The sequence below is a fragment of the Microcoleus sp. Pol7_A1 genome (assembly GCF_036701085.1).
GTDB classification, from domain to species: domain Bacteria; phylum Cyanobacteriota; class Cyanobacteriia; order Cyanobacteriales; family Microcoleaceae; genus Microcoleus; species Microcoleus asticus.
The window spans coordinates 57,340-75,332 of the sequence record NZ_JAUBQD010000028.1; the positions used below are offsets into that span (position 1 = coordinate 57,340).

Genomic DNA, 17,993 nt, shown 5'->3' on the forward strand with positions numbered 1-17,993 from the left:
AGTTGAAAACCCTTACTTATTTTAATCGTTCTTGAGTGCTTGCTGAAAAGTTTTGATAGCATCAACATGATTAACCAGATTAATGCAGCACAACAGTAATTCAAAGTTTATCCCTCGCACTTCCTGGCTCTCAGCAATCTTTTCATAGTCCAAATCCTTCGGCTTCACTGTCAGCTAGTGCTTGTTGTGCCAGATTTCGAGAAGAGAGAATGCTTGGCGTTATTACGATCGCCACCACGAAGAAATCGATCGCCTGATTGTTGCTCATCAAACGGATGATTGAAAGGGTGAGGCTGTATAAAGAGTGAAAATTTGGCGAGCGCAATCAGATTATGCGCGGGTGCCCAGAAACCGGGTTTTTGCCCAGAAGAGGCGTTACAGCCGTAGAAAAGGGAAAAAACCCGGTTTCTTTGGTTTTGGTGCGTAGGCAACTCTGGACACGGCAATGCCGTTTCCCTACCCCAAAATAATCGACATCGCCCTCCCTCGGATATAATCATCTATAATCATCGCCAGATTAATTTTCGGAAAACGGCACCGCGTCGTGTCCTGATTCCTGCCGTGTCCTGATTGCTGCAGGCTTTCCCCACCCAACAAAAAGTCCTGTCACAATAAAATGAATCCTACCGAGAGACAAAGGGCATGACGCGAGAGGAAGCAGTGCGGCGAATTCACCGGGCAGCCGAGGAAAAATTGACCCAACTGGATTTGTCGGGGCTGGACTTGGAGGAATTGCCGCCGGAGATTGGCAAGTGTACGCAGCTTGAGACGTTGGTGTTGGGGAAGTTTGATGAAGAGAAAAGTGAATGGGTTGGGAATAAGTTAACTGAGTTTCCTGATGGTGTTCTTCAATTAACCAACTTAAAAATACTTGACCTCAGTACGAATCAGATTACAGCTATCCCAGAAGTGATCGGGCAACTGTCGAATCTGACAGAGCTTTCCCTCAGTCGCAATCAGATTACCTCCATCCCAGAAGTGATCGGGCAACTGTCGAATCTGACAGGGCTTTCCCTCAGTCGCAATCAGATTACCTCGATCCCAGAGGAGCTCGGGCAACTGTCGAATCTGACAGGGCTTTCCCTCAGTGACAATCAGATTACCTCCATCCCAGAAGCGCTCGGCAAACTGTCGAATCTGACAGGGCTTTACCTCTGGAGCAATCAGATTACCTCCATCCCAGAGGATCTCGGCAAACTGTCAAATCTGGCACTGCTTGACCTCATTTACAATCAAATTACCTCCATCCCAGAGGATCTCGGCAAACTGTCGAATCTGACAGAGCTTTACCTCATGGGCAATCAGATTACCCAAATCCCAGAGGCGCTTGGCAAACTGTCGAATCTGGCACAGCTTCACCTCGGTAACAATCAGATTACCTCCATCCCAGAGGCGATCGGGCAACTGTCGAATCTGACACAGCTTTACCTCTGGAGGAATCAGATTACCTCCATCCCAGAGGATCTCGGCCAACTGTCGAATCTGACAGGGCTTTACCTCAGTGGCAATCAGATTACCTCCATCCCAGAAGTGATCGGCAAACTGTCGAATCTTACAGAGCTTCACCTCGGTAACAATCAGATTACCTCCATCCCAGAGGTGATCGTCAGGCAACTGTCCAATCTGACAAGGCTTGAGCTCAGTTTCAATCAGATTACCTCCATCCCAGAGGCGATTCGCGACATGGAAAAGCTGGAAAAACTAGATTTGCGGGGTAATCCGATACCAATTCCGCCGGAAATCCTGCGCGGAAAGAGCTTCTTGGATAATGCTGGCGATTTGCGTACCATTCTCGACTTCTACTTCCAAACCCACAACCCCAACGACACCGAAGAACTCAACGAAGCCAAACTTTTGATTGTCGGCGAAGGCGAATCGGGAAAAACCACCCTAGCCAACAAACTCCTCAACCCCAATTACGAACTCAAAAAACGAGAACCCTCCACCGAAGGCATCGACGTGATGCGCTGGGAATTCACACAAGCCAACGGCAAACCTTTCCGCGTCCACCTCTGGGACTTTGGCGGACAGGAAATCTACCACGCCACGCACCAATTTTTCCTCACCGAACGTTCCCTGTACGTCCTCCTCGTCGATAACCGCCGCCAAAACCCCAACCTCTGCTACTGGCTGAGTGCCGTCGAACTCCTCAGCAACAGCAGTCCCGTCTTCCTCGTCCAAAACGAAAAACAAGACATCCGCTGCGAAATGAACCTCTCCCAACAGCGGCGCGACTTTGCCAACTTAGAAAAAGATTTCGCTACCAACCTCGCCAGCAATCGCGGACTCGCAGAACTCCAACGCGCCCTCCAAAACCGCATCGCCACCCTCGACCACATCAGCACGCCCGTTCCCAAACGCTGGGCAAGCGTCCGCCACATTTTAGAAAACTATTCCCAATGCCAAACCCACATCGCAGTCAGCGAATTTTTCGACATCTGCGCCAGCCAAGGCTTTAAAAAATTCGATAAACCCGCCATGCTGACTCTCAGCAAATACCTTCACGACTTGGGAATTATCCTCCACTTCCAAAAAGACCCCATCCTCAAAAACATAGTCATTCTGCGTCCCGAATTGGCAACCAATGCTGTTTATAAAGTCATCAGCAAGAAAGAAATTACTGACGAAAAAGAAGTCGCCGACAACGCAGAAGTCATCGCCAACTGCGGGTATTTCACCCAGGAAAACCTCAAACAAATCTGGTGCGAAAGAGAATACCGAGACTTGCACGACGAACTACTCCACTTGATGAAACACTTCAAACTGTGTTACGAAATCCCCTGCCAACCCAGACGCTACATCGCCCCGCAACTTCTCCCCCAGGAAACGCCCGATTACACCTGGGACGACACCGATAACCTGATTTTGCGCTACGAATACGACTTCATGCCCAAAGGCATCATTACCCGTTTTATTGTCGAAATGCACTTGTTAATCTACCGCCCTCAACCTTCTTTACCAAAGGGTAGGGGAGATATCGTTTGGCGCGATGGAGTCATCCTCGCCGACGATTACGCCAAGGCCGAAGTTATCGAGAATTACCACCAACGAGAAATCCGCATTCGAGTTTCTGGCAACCACAAAAAATCTCTTTTAGAGCGCATCCGCCACGAACTCTGGAAAATTCACGCGACTTACGACAATCGCCTCAAATACCAAGAATTCATCCCCTGCAACTGTACCGAATGCAAAGGCAGCCAAGACCCTCACTCCTACACTTTTGAGTCTTTGCGCCGCCGTTTGGACAACCGCCGGTACGAAGTCGAATGCGACAAATCTTATCAAATGGTCAACGTGCGCGGCTTGATGGAAGATTTCCCGGACAATTTGCAACAATGGGAAGAGAAAGAGCGAATTTCTGGAATCGATCGCCCCGATTTGGGAGATTCTTCTAGCATTCAATTCAATATCAACGTTAACAACGGTAAAAAAATGACTCAAGATTCTTCCAAAACCAACAACTTCAACGGCCAGATGTCGGGTGTGATTGGCAGCGACAACGCCACAGTTAGCAATAACGCATTTATCCAAAACAATAACGCCAATACTGCCGAACTGCTAAAACTAATTTCATCAATGCGTGAAACCGCCGCCCAGTTTCCAGAAGACATTCGCGAGGGTGTAATTATCGATATTGAAGATGTTGAATCCGAAATCAAGAAACCGGAAAACGAAAGGAATCCAGCTAGATTAAAGAAAAGTTTAAAAGCTATTTTAGCGACGGCGGCTGCGATCGGAGTTGGTGTCGCTGGCGTGACGGATTTTGCTGGTAAGGCGATCGATGTCGGTCAAAAACTGGGTATCGAACTCAAGCTACCATCGGCACGGTAAATTATTTGCGATTTTTGCGATATTAATATTACCACAGTCAGGACACGGCGCCGTGTCCGACTGAGAATTTATATTATCTTAACTTTTTGAGTTTCTTCAAGTGCGATCGCCTCAAATTTTCCACCAACTGCCGCAACTGGTTCAAATTACCCGCTTCGCCGCCATACTTCCACCGCACGTAAGCTTGCGAAACTTCATCAATCACCTCAGCTTCATCAGTTGCATGATTCCCGCGCATTGCCTCAGCATACTCCAAAGGCGTTTGAGCTTTCTGCTTAGCAAAACCCCTACTCGCCAAATCCTTCAGCATTTCCTGATAAACCCCCTCCACCGGCGGCAACTTCGCCAGCCAGCGGCGGTGGCGCCACTTGCGCCACACTTGCCACATTAACCAGCCAATAAAGCCAAAGGCGATCGCAGCAATCAAACCAGTAAATAACCCCACCCAACCCTTAGCAAACTGTCCCAGAAACCAGCCCACAATCAAACTGATCCAGCCAATTACAAAACCTATAACTGAATCCAGCCCGCTTCTGAGAGGAGTCGGTAGCCAACCCGCGATCCACTTCCAAAACGATTCCAGCGCACTAAAAGTCTGGTTGTCTTCCACCGAAGCCGGAATCAGCGGATAACCCGGAATCGGATTAAAAGCAAACCAGCCGTGATTGGGAAAATATACCTCCGTCATCAAAAAAGCGTCGGTATTTTTCACAACATAGTAACCAGTAAACGGGTTGAATTCTCCCGTATCGAAACCGCCCACCAGGCGCGCGGGAATCCCGACCGACCTCAGCATAATGGTCAATACCGTCGAAAAGTGGTCTCCATATCCACCTGTAACTTTTTTGCCGTTCTGGGTGTTTTTGTAGCCAAACAGAAAAGCCTCGACTAAATCTTCACCTTCTTCTAAGAAAGGCAAAGCTTTTTCTATTTTGTAATTCGGATTTTGCTTTAAATATTGAGCCAAATACAAAGCTTTTTCGTAGGGAGAATCGATCGGTCTGTCCGACTGAGATACTCGAGTTCTTGCAGCCAAAATTTCTTGAGTTTTTTCTCGCACCTTCTGGGCAATTTCCGGCGGCACATCCAAATAGAACTTGCGAATATTTTTCGGGTAATTAGTACCTGTTTTCCCCAACACAGCTCGATCGCGGAAAGGCACATTAGAAATCACCGTATAAGTCACCCCGTCTCCCAATTCCGCAGGCGATCGCAAACCCCCCTCCGCATCAATAGCCACCTCTGGACTCGGAAAATAAAGCTCCTTCGGCTTGTTTAAAGCCGGAATCAAATTCGGCATTGGAGCAACAATAGTATAACTTTGAATCACTTCTTGAGTCCGAGGCGCATTGGGAAAAGGATTCAGATAAAATTGATAAGACCACCTAGGTCTAGTCAGCTTTTGAGCTTGTTCGTTGCGAGAAATTTCCCAACCCTGACCGGTGTATTTGTCAAAGCCTAATACTCGCCAAAAACCCGCAGCCTGCGATCGCACCCGCATCACCACTTGAGGTTTCATTTCCCCCCGCAAATTTTGATTGATGCGCTGGTTGAAACCGTAATAAAAAGTAGAGTCCACCTCTCCTGGCCCTTTGTCTGGGTTTCGCCCTCTCCCTCCGCCAGTTCCTTGTTGGTTTCCCCCTCTGACATACCCCGGATTCAGAATGCTGCGCGAGTCAAACTCCCCCTGATATTCAAGAGGAGCACTCACCGGAAAAGTCCGCAACTGATAGCCAGGGAGGCGCGGCAAAAACGCAAAAATAGTCAGCCCCAACCCGACAGTTATCAGCAGCAGCAAACCAAAATATTTGGGAGACAAAGTAGCCCTAAATAACGACCAGTTATTTTTTTTCTCTTTACCTTCTACCGAATGCTTTCTATCTTCTACCTTTGAGAGTCCCAAGCGCGATCGATAATCCAACACCAAAGTTGGAAGTGCTAAAGCCAAAAACACCAACAGCAGCGGCCCAAAAGTCAAGGTTTGACTGAGAGTCGCCGCTACGCTCAACAGAATCAGCCCGATGACTATCGAATAGCCCAAATCCTTGCGACGGGGCAAATCGAAGCTGTGCAGCACTTGAAGTTGGATTAACAGTTGCGCCAAAACTAACCGCGTATCATTCAATTCTCCCACCAAGCGGCTAAAAAAAGCGAACAGTGCCACCAGCATTCCAATAGCTATGCAGAACTTAGCAGCTACATTGCGATCGCGGCGGCGGTACCAACTCCAAGTTGCTCCCACAATACTAACAGGCACAGCCCACAGGTTCAGGGCTTCTTCAGCAGCAACGTCAGTAGCTACAATCCCCACAATTACCAACAACTGAACTAGGATTCGCAGCAGTAAAGAATCCTCAATCACCGGCGGAGGCATGGCCTCAATCTGCTCCCACAGCTTACCCAAAACAGGTATATTTCGCAGGTTATCAGTTGTCATGTGCACCCATCCAACGATTTTAGATTTTAGATTTTAGATTTTAGATTGAATCCACAGATAAATCTGGGTTTTAACTAATATCTAAATCTTATTTCTCTGTCATTAGATTTTAGATTGAATCCACAGATTAACTTCACAGATAAATCTGGGTTTTAACTAAAATCTTTTTTTTTTTGCTTTCCACGACAGAAGTCGAGGGATTGCATCTGTTTTTGTGTGAGGTCAAACCACAGAGTAAAAACCTAAATTATTTACTCTAATTATACCTTTCTAGTTGCTATCTTGTCCTGCCAAAATTGGACGAATAGCAAACATCAAAGGTCGGGTCTCGAAGTTTTGGAATCGAACTTCTAGGGCATAAGTCTTGTCAGGTTGTGGATCAAACAACTCCACACTTAAATGCCCGGAATTTGGACGATGTGCAGTTGCTTCGGCATCTCCTCCCTTGAGTTCCAAACTTCCTGCCCCCGGAAATTGGCACTCAACTCTTAAACACGGTATTGGCTGTTCTCTGTTGGGGTTCGACAGGTATTGAGCCTCCAGAGTCAGCGAACCCAAACCTGTCAGCCACTCCCGCGAAACCGGCGGCTGATTCACAGGACAATCCAAAGTTAGAGACTCAATGATTTCCTTGGCGGCCAACAGCGACAGCACCATTTTTTGATCGGTACTCGCCGCTTCGTAATTCGGGAAATCTTCTAAATCTAGAAGTCCCCGCAAAGAACCTCTGAGCACTAAACCAGCTAATTCGTTGAGTTCCTGAGACTGGCCCGGAAACAAGCTATCTACAGCGCGAACTAACTTCGAGCCTTGCCGCAGCGACGACATTACCAGTTCCTGACAAGGTTCTAGCAGTTGAGCAAAAACCCCTTGGGCGATCGGAATTGGCAGGCGGCCCCACCTGATATTTTGTAGTTGGGGAGTCCAGAGGTGTAGGGGGGGAACCCATTGCGGGGCTACATCGTCTGGGTAATCGTGGTCGTAGCTTTTGAATTCTGTTTCCCAGGGGAACAGCGGCGGGTTGGATTCAATTTCGGCTCTAAGCCTTTGTTTTAACAAGGTCTGAAAACGGTCTTGCACGGTCGGTATTTCTCCAATTGTCAGCGGTTGTGCGGGTGCATTGTTGTGCCCCCCCACTTGATAGTCCAGCGGGTCTGGTTCGTCCCATTCCCAGTATTCCACCCCGGAATTCTCTTCTGTATCGCCCCACTCTTGTGAGCGAGGGGGCGGATTGAGGTTTTCCTCATCTTCGCTAGAGACATTCGCGATTGGCGCCTGCAATATCCAGTCTAAAAAATGGCGCTCGAAAGCCTCTGCATCCCTGTTCGTTTCGTTATTCATCACTAGATGCCCCTTCTCCGGAATCTGAACGATTTCGCAATTCCCAGGCAAGTTCCAGCAATTTAAACCACCGTTTCTGTACCTGGGCTACCGTGCTGCCGAGGGTTTGCGCGATCGCTGACTCTGACAGACCTTGTTGCTTCAACTTTAGCAAACGCTGTCCCTCTGGGCCAATTTGCTCGCCAAAATCCTGCCACTGAGAAGGCAGCAAACCCAGATTGCGGTCTAAGTCTGCTTCCAGCCACTGGTGAACGAGTTCCCAGCGGTGGGACATGGCGAACCTGAGCAAATGGTACTTGAAGCGCTGCTGCAAATAGTCTCTTTGGCGGGGAGTTATGCCCAGAAGCGACTCTATTTCATTAGTCGGCAAGTCTTGCAAGCGCAGCACGAAGTAATCGGCGCAGTCTTGTTGGTTGCGCTCTTTCAAGTAAGCTACTAATTCGTCAATCACGTTTTGCCGCAGAGATTCTGACTCGTCGCCTAGCGGACGAATTGCCGCCGAACCCTGTCCTGCCATCGCTTCTCGCACCGAGTGCACCGAGGTGTCGTTCCAAGTTTGGTCGGAATCAGAAGCCCCTCCGTCGGCGGCTTGTTCCATATCTACGGAGGTTTCTTTGGGCTGCTGCTGGGAAAAGGTTTGGGCCCGTAAAATAATTAGTTGCTGGCTGCGGTTCCGAGGTAAAGGAATGCGCCGCTTGCCGAAGCGCTCTACAAAGGCCATGTACTCTGCTAGTTCTAAGCGAGTGCGGGGACTGTAGGTGAGTGGTAGTTGGGTTTCGCGCCGGAAAGCCTTTAAAGCTTCGAGATAAAATCCTTGCAAAAAATCTTTGATCAGTTCTACTCGCGCCTGATAGCTAGACTGCACCTGCGGAGGAGTGATGTAGCGATAGACTATCGCGCTGAGGGTACTGTGCAATTCTACTCGCCCGGGCCCGGAGCCTAAATTGTAATAGTGGAGGCATTGTTGCAAGCGGTGCTGAGCGAGGCTCTGGGCTGAACCTTCTATATCTCCGGAGGCTTGAATCCGCTGGCTTTCAGTGCATATCCTGTTGACTTCTGCTGCGAGTCGCCCTGCTACATCTTGGCAGTTCTGCTCAGACGCGCGAGTGGACTTTTTAAGTTCGTCTAACAGCAGTTGAAATATGGTTTCCACGCTCTGGCAGATTTCCCGCATGATGGTTTACAGCTAACAATGAAAGTAGCACAGTTAGTAAGAGTATGGATAAATCTTTCCTACCGCTACTTTACCCCGTATTCCCCAGATAGGACAAACTGCAATGCCCTCGATCTCCTCCTTTGGGCAAACACTGAGGACTGCTTTTTTAATCTGTCCTGGACGCGCCATCCGCTAAAAACCTGGTTTCAACAGTTGCCACTGCAACGATGGTTCATCACAGCGTCCGGTTTGACAAAGCCTTCATGCAGCAAAAGGCGAAAACGTTACACTGCCGTTGATACCTTTGGCTTAGTGCTGTGGTGGTCACAGCAGCAAATGTTACTGAACGTGAAGCGAGCAAACAGGTTCTCTCTTTCGGTCTACCAGATGGGACAAAGGGTTTCACGGCTGTATTTGATCTGGATCGATCGAGGTGACAGCGGCCAACGGTTTCTCAAGTGGGTGATGGATAGCTTGGGATGGATTATTCAGGTGGTTTTACGACTGCAACAGACCCAAGGCTTTGTTTTACTGAAAAAAAGATAGGTGGTTGAAAAAACTTTTGGTTGCTCAATTGGTATCGACGGTTGAGCAAGGACGATCGGCGATTACCGGCTTGCTTGCTCACAGTCCATGATATACATCTCCCTGATTCGGCTTATCGCTCTTCTGTCACTGTCAGAAGAGTATAATCAAGAAAAATTATTGCTCAAACCCAATTGCCGTAGATGGATAAAGACCCTGCTGCTTCACCTACCCTTAATTGTATCGATGAATATTGCGGTTATTATAGAAATTTGTTTTCAGATGTTAGAAGTTTTGAGGCATTTAAGCCTCTAGATCTAGGGAGGCTCTCCTCAATACCGCGTAAAGCTCTAGCAGCAAGTGCCAAAGTGGTAAGATTAGCAAATGAACAATCCTTACATCACTTTTTAAGTCAATATCCTTGCCAAGTTCAGGATTTAGGAAACCGAAGATTATCTTTGTTCATGTAAGCCGAGTTGAACACTATCAAGGCTTCCATCCTAGAAATCTTTCTACTTTCCGGGCTTAACCATTAAAGTAGTATTCCATTACTTTTGCCATAAAGTCTCGACGGCGATCGCCCGTCAGTTTGTTGGCAGCATCCTTGAACATCGATTTAACGGTTTCACTCAATATCATTTCTAGCATCCCAATCACAGAGGTCGGAACCACCGCTCAGATCAGAAAATCTGTTTCCTGGCCTTCTAGGATAACTGGGGTTATATTTAATTGCAAGTCCCTTATGCCGTCATTTCCAGCAGCCCGCACAATTAAGTGTGTGGGATGTTGGTTAACTTGGGCATAAATTCCTTGGTTTTTACTGGCAATCAGAGTGCAGGCTTTTTCTAGAGCGGGATTGAGCGGGGGCTCACCTGCCGCCCAATCGCTGTGTTCGCCAAACAAAGGCGAGCCAGAACAATAAGTTTCCTTGCATCTATCTAAGGGTATCTATATTGCGATTACTTTAAGCTGAAATGCAGATATTTTACTAAAGTGCGATCGTCTTCGATCGTCCTCTGGGTTGATGTAAGTGGTTGTCGAAATTTGTTTTAATAAATGTAAAGTTAGAGTTGAAGGAACAATTTCAATGCGTAAGTTAAACATAGGTCTATCTGACGAGCAACGTGCAGGCGTTATTGAACTATTGAATCACGACCTGGCAGATGCTTATCTGCTGTTAATCAAAACCAAAAAGTATCACTGGGATGTAGTTGGCCCGCAGTTTCGCTCGCTCCACCAGTTGTGGGAAGAACACTACCAGGCACTGACAGAAAATATTGATGCTATGGCCGAACGGGTGAGAACTTTAGGTGGCTATCCAATTGGTACTGCTGAGGGTTTTCTGAAGTATGGCTCGATTAAAGAACATATGGGGGATTTGCCTTTGGCTACGGAAATGGTATCGCGTTTAGTTGATGACCACGAGTTAGTTATTCGCAATCTCCGCCAACACGTCGAACAGTGCGGTGAAGAGTTTAACGATGACGGAACCGCAGACTTTTTAACTGGTTTGATGGAACAGCACGAGCAAATGGCTTGGATGTTGCGCTCGTTTATTGAAGGGGAATCCCTGGCGCCAGACGGCCAGCAGCCAAAAGCTCAAACTGCTACAGCTTCTCACGCTTAGAGAGCAATAGTTGATTGTCAAACAGTTATCTAAACTTACCTATACTTATTTACTTTAGGTAAGTTGACTATAGATGACAGGGAGTGTCATCCTTACTCAATAACCCTTGGCTTAAGGGGGATTGCCTACTTACCTTGGGATTAGCCGTCGGCCCAATAGCGTAGGAAAGTAAATATCACTTATCTTATCTAAGCCTAGCTCGAAGAAAGATAAGTGTGGATAGGTTTGACGAAGCAGATTAAGTAGACGGAAGAAGGAAGAAGGAAGAAGGAAGAATAGAAAATTTAGATTTTTTATTTAACCCTCTTTCCTGATGGTCGATTGAGCAACTAGGCAGAATTAAACGCCATCTAGCTTTCTCAAAAACCCGGTTTCTTCAAAAAACCGGGTTTTTCAATGTGGGGTTTATTTATATTTTCGATTGGCTAAACTATTGAACCGTATTCTTTCATACACCTGCGACGGCAGTACTGTGTGAACTTTCGTTCGCGTCTCAATCCTAGCAAGTGTCGTCCCTTCACTCGATTCTGATCCTTGTTTTAACTCTAACCCTGATTCAGTTGGTGCTATAACTATTATTTTTAATATACTTTCTCTTGACAGCAAATACAAATTGTGGAGCAAAAGCCCCATTAATAAATAAATTTCCTTTGAAAGCTCGATACAGCCAACATAATGTATTCCGGCGATGGCCGCTGCCGTTGCTTTTGACAGCTAAGTAAATGTAAAAATTGCTGCTAGACCAGCGATAAATGCTGCTGGGAATTTCGGGATGTTGCTGCCGGTTATCTGCCATAATTAAAGAGTGAGATTTTGCCATTGCTGCAGAGTTGCTAGACATACTGCTGGTAATCAGCCGGTAGCCAACTAAATATTTTGGCACTACTTTAAATTGATAATGTTAGACTATGCGGAGGTAAAGTTCCCAGTCTTCGCAGCCTTGAGTGTTTTCTAGTTTAAGTTTGCAGTTGTAACCGCCGGGTTTTGCAAAACAAACGCGACGGATTAGAGATGAGCTGGCATTGCCTATAAAATTTTTATAAACTAATGTTGTATAAACTTCTTATTTGATGGTGGAGTTGTAAAATACACCTGTGAGCAAGTCTTTTTTCTTTATATATATTAACGGACCAGGAATAAATAACTCCGACAGATGGTGCTGAGATAGTCAGGCACTTCACTTGTTTTTATAAGTTTTGCGGATACCAAATATCGTTGGCATTGATGGGAGCAATATATTCGCCTTTGGATTTTTCAATTGCTAGGTTGCGAACGGCGGCGCCAGAATTTGACGGCTGCAATAAGCTGAATCTGCTATCTTTTTGAGCAAAAGATTTGACGATTTCGGATGTTGTATCTGTAGAACAGTCGTCAACTACTAAAACTTCTATGTTTTGATTAGTTTGATATCGAATAGATTCTAATGTTTTAGCAATAAAAGTTTCAGCGTTGAAAGCTGGTATGATGACTGAAACTAATGGCTGATTTAAAGTGTTTTGGGAGGTGTTCATATAATATAAAAACTTGTTGATGTAAAAGTTTTGGCTCAAAGGGAGCTAGCTAAGGGTATGTTAACAAATTACGAAAGCTCGATCGTACACCGTCAGAAAATTCAAGAGGTATATTATATACAGCAGATTCCATGTATATATGATACACTCAATTTAGTACATAAGCGAAAAAAATGAAACCTTATTCGATCGAGTTGCGTGAGAAAATAGTTAAAATTTATGAACAAGGTGATACCTCAATTAGAAAAGTAGCCGCCAGATTTGATGTGAGTAAAGGGTTTGTTCAAAAAATCTTAAAACAAAAACAAACGACTGGTCATGTTCAACCCAGAAAACAGGGTGGAAGCCTGACAAGCGTGTTACACTCGCGCACAACTGAATTGACCCAGATGGTAGAAAAATATCCGGATAGCACATTGTCAGAATACTGTGAATATTGGCTTATGAACTATAAGGAAGCTATCAGCCCTAGCATGATGTGTCGTGAACTAAAAAAACAAAATTTGACTCGAAAAAAAAAAAACAATACGCAGTAGCCAGTCTGCTACTGAAAGAGTGCAAACTTTGAGGTGTGAATATTGGGGAAAAGTGAAAAGTATTGACCCTGAAAACCTCGTTTTTTTGGATGAAAATGGGCGTTTTATTGGGTTTAACACGAACCCATGCACGTTCAATATGTGGTAGTAGAGTCTACGACTTAAAACCATTTTATCGGGGTGCAAAAATCACAGTTGTCGGAGCAATAAGTTTAAAAAAAGTAGTAGGAATAATGACTCTAGATGGGTCTATGGATGGCAAGGCATTTTCCGTTTTCATTGAACACTTTTTAGTGCCAAATTTATGGAAAGGTGCAGTCGTTGTTATGGATAATCTCCCAGCCCACAAACTGGCTGGGATTGAACCCTTGACTGAAACGGAAACGGCGCCACTATCCTCAATTTATCACCCTATTCTCCGGACTTTAATCCGATAGAATTATGGTGGTCACAACTGAAAGCTTTTTTACGTCAGTTCTCGCCAACCACTACTAAGATGATTGATGTTTTACTGGCTACTGCGCTTGATTTGGTGAATACTAAGCACTTCAAAAACTGGTTTACAAGCTGCTGTTACTGTACTTCATAAGCCTGGAATACGCTGTATATTGCCCCAAAAATCCTAAAATGTGCATCGACACCGCACTCGCGATACAGACTGGGTAGAGGAGTCACTGGCGGATGAGGTCTGTAAAAGAAACGGTACCGGGCAAGTCCTGACAGCCAGAGGGTTTCCGTAGAAAGTCAGTTGGATTTTATACGGTGGTGTGCCTATCGATCAAATCAAAATTTTGTGCGGTGCAATACAGCAGCACAAACATACTGCTGGGGCTTTTTGTAAGCTTTACAAAAACAATGACATATTTAAAGATTTAATAAAGCTGTTGTCTGCATCAGGTCAGTTTCAGGAAGATGTGGCGTAGAATACAGGTGTGAATCGGAAAAATGCAGTCAAGAATGCCAGAAAAAAATCTACTTGAATATAAACAGAAATCGAGTTATAAATAAAAAACTAGAGCTGATTTTACCCTTCGTAAAGTAGCACCAATAAAATTCAAGCAAATTTTTGCCCCTGCAATTTAAACAATTTAGGTGATGATTTCTACTGCCGAACCCACTGTATCCGTCATTATCCCAGTCCACAACGGGGGCGCTTACTTCCGCACCTGTTTGTCAAAACTGGCTCAAGCTGAGCCGAGACCGATCGAGATTATCGTAGTAGCAGATGGCGAAAGCGACGGTTCCTGGCTTCTAGCCAAGGAATTCGGCGCCAAATTAATCAGAATTCCTGAGTGCGGGGGCCCAGCCCGAGCCCGAAATTTGGGGGCCCAAGCTGCCAAAGGAGATATTCTGTTTTTTGTGGATGCTGATGTCGCTGTTTGTCCAGAAGCTGTGGGCTATGCGATATCGGTGTTCAAAAATAATCCCTACTTAGCTGCTTTCATCGGATCTTACGACGATGATCCTGGAGATCCTGATTTTCTATCGCAGTACAGGAACTTGCTGCACCACTACGTACACCAAACAGGTAACGAAGAAGCTTCGACTTTTTGGGGAGCTTGCGGAGTGATTCGCCGGGAAATTTTTTTGCAGATGGGTGGTTTTAATGAGAGTTACCGCCAAGCTTCGATCGAAGATATTGAGCTCGGCTACCGTTTGAAACAAGCAGGTTATAATATTCGGCTGTGCAAAACATTGCAGGTGAAGCATTTAAAGCGCTGGAAACCGATGGGGATGGTGAAAGCTGACTTTTTCTACCGAGCGCTGCCTTGGACAGAACTGATTTGGCGCGATCGCAAATTAAATAACGACCTCAACTTGCAAGTTTCAAACCGCATCAGCGTGATTTTAACTTATGCAGTGCTGCTGGCAGTTTTGGGGACGTGCTGGTCGCTGAGCTTTCTGCTACTGGCTGGCTTGCTGGCAATACCACTGGTAGCAATTAATGCACCGCTTTACCAATTTTTTCACCGCAAACACGGTATCGTATTTGCCCTGAAAACAATTCCGTGGCATTGGCTTTTCTATTTTTATAGCGGACTGGCCTTTGCGATCGGCACTTGTCGCCACTTATACCAAAAAAAGCCCTTGACTGGCAAAGTTAGCTTGCCAGTATCCGCTCAATAAATCAGTCAAATCATCCTTCAACATCAGGCCTCTCGATAGTTTCTCAGGGTATTCACGGGTGCATCTATGACTGTGACAAGTTATAAATAACTGTATAGTTCGATTCAAAAGCTGGAGGTAGGCTTAGTGAAACATTATCCTGTTGCGATCGTCGGTGCAGGCCCTGCGGGTTTGACTGCTGCCTACGAGCTAGTCAAGCAAGGCATCATCCCTGTTGTACTAGAAAAAGGTGATAAAGTTGGGGGAATAGCTCGCACAGAAACCTACAAAGGCTATCGTTTCGACATTGGCGGCCACCGCTTTTATACTAAAGTAGAAGCCGTGCAGCAGTTGTGGCAAGAGGTACTGGGAAATCAGTTTATTAAAGTGCCGCGATTGTCGCGAATTTTTTATCGAGGTAAATTTTTTAACTATCCGATCAGTGCCTTCAATACTCTCTTTAATTTGGGCATAATTGAGAGTACGCTGATTATGTTGAGCTATCTCAAAGTAAGAATTTGGCCGCTTCGGGAAGAAAAAACTTTTGAACAGTGGGTGATAAATCGTTTTGGCGAACGCTTGTACAAAACATTTTTTAAGACTTACACTGAAAAAGTTTGGGGAATTCCCTGTTCGGAAATTCAAGCAGATTGGGCGGCGCAGCGTATTAAAGGATTGTCCCTGACGACAGCAATTATTAATGCTTTGTTTGGCAGCAACGACACTAAAACATTAATCAAAGAGTTTGACTATCCGGCTTTGGGGCCGGGGATGATGTGGGAAAAGTTCGCGGAAGCTGTGGAAAATAAAGACGGCAAAGTTTATCTAGATACTAAAGTGATTAGCTTTGAACGTGAAGGGAATAAAATTAAAAGTATCACTGCTGAACAGAACGGAGAATTAGTTCAATATTCGGCGGATAATTTTATTACGAGTATGCCAATATCTGCACTGGTAGCAAGACTAAAACCGCAGCCGCCAGAAGAGGTGTTGCACGCCGCGCGATCGCTCAAATATCGAGATTTTTTGATTGTATCGCTGATTGTCGATCGCAAGGATTTGTTTCCTGACAACTGGATTTACATTCACTCCCCCGAAGTCAAAGTGGGACGAATTCAAAACTTTAAGAATTGGAGCGCCGCTTTAGTTCCCGACGCCAGCAAAAGTTGTTTGGGAATGGAATATTTCTGTAGCGTAGGGGACGAGATTTGGGAAATGTCGGACGCGGAACTTGTCGAATTAGCAACTCGCGAGTTGGTTGGCTTGGGTTTAGCAACAACTGCTGATGTGGAAGATGGAGTTGTCATACGGCAGCCGAAGGCTTATCCAGTGTACGATGCCGAATATCGAGGACACTTGCAGGTACTTGAAAAATTTTTCAAGGGAATGGAGAATTTGCAGACGATCGGGCGAAACGGTATGCACCGATACAACAACCAAGACCATTCCATGCTGACGGGAATCCTGGCTGTTAGAAATATTCTCGGCGAAAAGCACGATTTGTGGGATGTGAATACTGAGCGCTCGTACTATGAAGATTTTTCAGTCGATCGCTCAAAGGACAAAAAGGATTCGGATTTGATTTCGCAGTCAATATAGCCAGCCGCAATAGGGATTGCCATGAAAAAAGCCAACCTGCCAAAGCTGACTAACGGTGCGCTTGAGCGGCTGCAACTAATAAGACTCAACCAACCATTTTCAAAAGTTCGGTGTGTATGAAACCTACCTTAAACAACCCGGAAGTCTAATCTCGAACACCCACAGATAAGATTACAACTAAACCGCATACTGACGTTTGAATTGCTCGTGTAAGTTTTGTGTCGCGGCCTCGCCGAAAGACTCTTTGGCTAGAGCAAAACTAGGAAAGTCTTTTGGACGCCATTCGCTTTGTGGAACCTCCTCTATGTAGTAGAAATAATCCCAGAGAATTGCTTCCCAGCTTGTGCAGCGGAGCCGCTTGCCGCCAAGACTTCCAGTTTGTTCCAATGGGCAGGTTCCTGGGGGTAGTCCCTCTAACTCGTAGCAGTCTCCCATGCGAATGCACGGTTCGCAATCTAGGAGAACGCCTTGCTTATCAGCTAGAAAACCATAGGAGGTTCGTTCAGTGATAGCGCAGTCGAGAGAGTGCAGCAATGAAAGAAAGTCTGCACTTCGATCGGCGGGGTAGACAATATCAATATCTTCATGTTCGCGTGTTACCCGATTTAATTTTGCATCTATAGCCCATCCGCCTTGCAGCCATAGGGGCATATCGATCTTGTCTGATTCTGAGAATAATTGATGTATCAACTCAATATGGAGATAATTCATTTTTTTGCATTCCCAACGGGGACGATCGATCGCCTTTTACACATCAATTACGATCGCGATCGCGCCGATCGTTTTCAACCCCTGCGTATCTAGAGCTTCTTAAAGTATCTAGCGATCGGTAACAGCCCGAAGCCCACCTTTTCATAGGTGCGACGGGCTCTTTCATGACCGGGATCGCCTCCGGTCTCGACCATCGCAACGGACATCCCAGCATTTTTCATCCATAAGAGAGCGAATTCTGTCAGAGCGGTGCCAATGCCGCGACCTTGAAAGTCTGGATCGACAGCGACCATGTAGATTTCACCCATGCGGGAGTCCAAGTGTAGTTTCACGGCTATAAAGCCCACGGTTGAACCAGCGTCGATCGCAACCCATACATTTGTGTCCTCCGCAGCGCAGACATCCTCGACAGCTTTTTGCTGGCTCGCACGCCAATCATCGGGATAGAATTCTCGGTACACGTCAGCGTCCATCGCGTTCTGAATCGAATCAAAGACCGGAGCCCATGCTCGAAGCGAAAGACGAATGACTGCATCAAGTTGATGAGCGTCGTAAGGTTCAATCCGCATTTCCATATAAACTCCAGTTAACGGTTCGCTTCACCCGCCGTCAA

General features: G+C 46.0%; 15 protein-coding genes and 2 pseudogenes. 8 read left to right on the forward strand and 9 right to left on the reverse strand.

All coding sequences use genetic code 11. The features are described 5' to 3' along the window. Nucleotides 1-142: 142 nt before the first annotated feature. Nucleotides 143-268: a hypothetical protein gene (locus QUA20_RS16970; protein WP_333190096.1), complete on the reverse strand. Its 126-nt coding sequence runs from the start codon at nucleotides 266-268 to the stop codon at nucleotides 143-145. A gap of 374 nt (nucleotides 269-642) precedes the next feature. Between QUA20_RS16970 and QUA20_RS16975 the strand changes: the two genes are divergently transcribed. Next, entirely contained in the window at nucleotides 643-3,831 is a 3,189-nt protein-coding gene (locus QUA20_RS16975; protein ID WP_333190098.1) for a leucine-rich repeat domain-containing protein, read from the forward strand. A 73-nt stretch (nucleotides 3,832-3,904) separates the two neighbouring features. On the opposite strand, the gene QUA20_RS16980 is transcribed toward QUA20_RS16975, so the two are convergent. The 3 genes from QUA20_RS16980 to hetZ form a co-directional block, all read right to left on the reverse strand. Continuing rightward, nucleotides 3,905-6,268 carry a transglutaminaseTgpA domain-containing protein gene (locus tag QUA20_RS16980; protein ID WP_333190100.1) on the reverse strand — a complete coding sequence of 788 codons (2,364 nt, stop codon included), beginning with the start codon at nucleotides 6,266-6,268 and terminating at the stop codon, nucleotides 3,905-3,907. A 270-nt stretch (nucleotides 6,269-6,538) separates the two neighbouring features. Further along, complete coding sequence (locus QUA20_RS16985; RefSeq protein WP_333190103.1) at nucleotides 6,539-7,609, reverse strand: hypothetical protein; 1,071 nt, start codon at nucleotides 7,607-7,609, stop codon at nucleotides 6,539-6,541. Next, nucleotides 7,602-8,783: a heterocyst differentiation protein HetZ gene (hetZ, locus tag QUA20_RS16990; protein WP_172190680.1), complete on the reverse strand. Its 1,182-nt coding sequence runs from the start codon at nucleotides 8,781-8,783 to the stop codon at nucleotides 7,602-7,604. Before hetZ ends, QUA20_RS16985 begins: the two co-directional genes overlap by 8 nt. Nucleotides 8,784-8,974: 191 nt before the next feature. Here hetZ and QUA20_RS16995 point away from each other — a divergent pair. Next, nucleotides 8,975-9,428: pseudogene (locus tag QUA20_RS16995) on the forward strand (transposase); the annotation flags it as partial. 537 nt (nucleotides 9,429-9,965) lie between these two features. Here QUA20_RS16995 and QUA20_RS17000 read toward each other — a convergent pair. Continuing rightward, nucleotides 9,966-10,193, reverse strand: coding sequence for a hypothetical protein (locus QUA20_RS17000; RefSeq protein ID WP_333190105.1), 228 nt, complete (start codon nucleotides 10,191-10,193; stop codon nucleotides 9,966-9,968). A 184-nt stretch (nucleotides 10,194-10,377) separates the two neighbouring features. Between QUA20_RS17000 and QUA20_RS17005 the strand changes: the two genes are divergently transcribed. Next, nucleotides 10,378-10,917: a Dps family protein gene (locus QUA20_RS17005; RefSeq protein WP_333190107.1), complete on the forward strand. Its 540-nt coding sequence runs from the start codon at nucleotides 10,378-10,380 to the stop codon at nucleotides 10,915-10,917. A gap of 556 nt (nucleotides 10,918-11,473) precedes the next feature. Here QUA20_RS17005 and QUA20_RS17010 read toward each other — a convergent pair. Both QUA20_RS17010 and QUA20_RS17015 read right to left on the reverse strand, forming a co-directional pair. Beyond that, a complete protein-coding gene (locus QUA20_RS17010; RefSeq protein WP_333190109.1) occupies nucleotides 11,474-11,800 on the reverse strand; it encodes a hypothetical protein in 327 nt (108 codons plus the stop codon). A 304-nt stretch (nucleotides 11,801-12,104) separates the two neighbouring features. Continuing rightward, nucleotides 12,105-12,428: a glycosyltransferase family A protein gene (locus tag QUA20_RS17015; RefSeq protein ID WP_333190110.1), complete on the reverse strand. Its 324-nt coding sequence runs from the start codon at nucleotides 12,426-12,428 to the stop codon at nucleotides 12,105-12,107. A gap of 173 nt (nucleotides 12,429-12,601) precedes the next feature. Here QUA20_RS17015 and QUA20_RS17020 point away from each other — a divergent pair, with 173 nt between their 5' ends. The 4 genes and pseudogenes from QUA20_RS17020 to QUA20_RS17035 all read left to right on the forward strand — a co-directional run bounded on the left by QUA20_RS17020 (nucleotide 12,602) and on the right by QUA20_RS17035 (nucleotide 16,669). Continuing rightward, nucleotides 12,602-12,964, forward strand: coding sequence for an IS630 transposase-related protein (locus tag QUA20_RS17020; RefSeq protein ID WP_333190112.1), 363 nt, complete (start codon nucleotides 12,602-12,604; stop codon nucleotides 12,962-12,964). Nucleotides 12,965-13,059: 95 nt separating this feature from the next. Then, a pseudogene (locus QUA20_RS17025) lies at nucleotides 13,060-13,553 on the forward strand (transposase). 506 nt (nucleotides 13,554-14,059) lie between these two features. Next, nucleotides 14,060-15,091 carry a glycosyltransferase family 2 protein gene (locus QUA20_RS17030; protein WP_333190162.1) on the forward strand — a complete coding sequence of 344 codons (1,032 nt, stop codon included), beginning with the start codon at nucleotides 14,060-14,062 and terminating at the stop codon, nucleotides 15,089-15,091. Between the two features lie 126 nt (nucleotides 15,092-15,217). Continuing rightward, complete coding sequence (locus QUA20_RS17035; RefSeq protein WP_333190115.1) at nucleotides 15,218-16,669, forward strand: NAD(P)/FAD-dependent oxidoreductase; 1,452 nt, start codon at nucleotides 15,218-15,220, stop codon at nucleotides 16,667-16,669. A gap of 177 nt (nucleotides 16,670-16,846) precedes the next feature. Here QUA20_RS17035 and QUA20_RS17040 read toward each other — a convergent pair whose 3' ends face one another. Further along, nucleotides 16,847-17,320, reverse strand: coding sequence for a nucleotidyltransferase domain-containing protein (locus QUA20_RS17040; protein WP_333190116.1), 474 nt, complete (start codon nucleotides 17,318-17,320; stop codon nucleotides 16,847-16,849). Nucleotides 17,321-17,350: 30 nt separating this feature from the next. On the opposite strand from QUA20_RS17040, the gene QUA20_RS17045 reads away from it, so the two are divergent. Next, nucleotides 17,351-17,473 (forward strand): hypothetical protein, encoded by a 123-nt coding sequence (locus tag QUA20_RS17045; RefSeq protein ID WP_333190118.1) that lies wholly within the window; start codon nucleotides 17,351-17,353, stop codon nucleotides 17,471-17,473. Here the strand turns inward: QUA20_RS17045 and QUA20_RS17050 are convergent. After that, the gene (locus QUA20_RS17050) at nucleotides 17,470-17,955 is read right to left on the reverse strand and encodes a GNAT family N-acetyltransferase (protein ID WP_333190119.1); all 486 of its coding nucleotides are present in this window, start codon (nucleotides 17,953-17,955) and stop codon (nucleotides 17,470-17,472) included. The two genes, QUA20_RS17045 and QUA20_RS17050, sit on opposite strands and share 4 nt — an antisense overlap. Nucleotides 17,956-17,993: the final 38 nt, after the last annotated feature.

Bases quoted from the DNA above. Each gene is read 5' to 3' on its own strand.
- QUA20_RS17050 (WP_333190119.1), bottom strand. From the start codon at position 17,955: ATGGAAATGCGGATTGAACCTTACGACGCTCATCAACTTGATGCAGTC.
- QUA20_RS16980 (WP_333190100.1), bottom strand. From the start codon at position 6,268: ATGACAACTGATAACCTGCGAAATATACCTGTTTTGGGTAAGCTGTGG.
- QUA20_RS17015 (WP_333190110.1), bottom strand. From the start codon at position 12,428: ATGAACACCTCCCAAAACACTTTAAATCAGCCATTAGTTTCAGTCATC.
- QUA20_RS16975 (WP_333190098.1), top strand. From the start codon at position 643: ATGACGCGAGAGGAAGCAGTGCGGCGAATTCACCGGGCAGCCGAGGAA.
- hetZ (WP_172190680.1), bottom strand. From the start codon at position 8,783: ATGCGGGAAATCTGCCAGAGCGTGGAAACCATATTTCAACTGCTGTTA.
- QUA20_RS17005 (WP_333190107.1), top strand. From the start codon at position 10,378: ATGCGTAAGTTAAACATAGGTCTATCTGACGAGCAACGTGCAGGCGTT.
- QUA20_RS16985 (WP_333190103.1), bottom strand. From the start codon at position 7,609: ATGAATAACGAAACGAACAGGGATGCAGAGGCTTTCGAGCGCCATTTT.
- QUA20_RS17040 (WP_333190116.1), bottom strand. From the start codon at position 17,320: ATGCCCCTATGGCTGCAAGGCGGATGGGCTATAGATGCAAAATTAAAT.
- QUA20_RS17020 (WP_333190112.1), top strand. From the start codon at position 12,602: ATGAAACCTTATTCGATCGAGTTGCGTGAGAAAATAGTTAAAATTTAT.
- QUA20_RS16970 (WP_333190096.1), bottom strand. From the start codon at position 268: ATGAGCAACAATCAGGCGATCGATTTCTTCGTGGTGGCGATCGTAATA.
- QUA20_RS17045 (WP_333190118.1), top strand. From the start codon at position 17,351: ATGTATCAACTCAATATGGAGATAATTCATTTTTTTGCATTCCCAACG.
- QUA20_RS17030 (WP_333190162.1), top strand. From the start codon at position 14,060: ATGATTTCTACTGCCGAACCCACTGTATCCGTCATTATCCCAGTCCAC.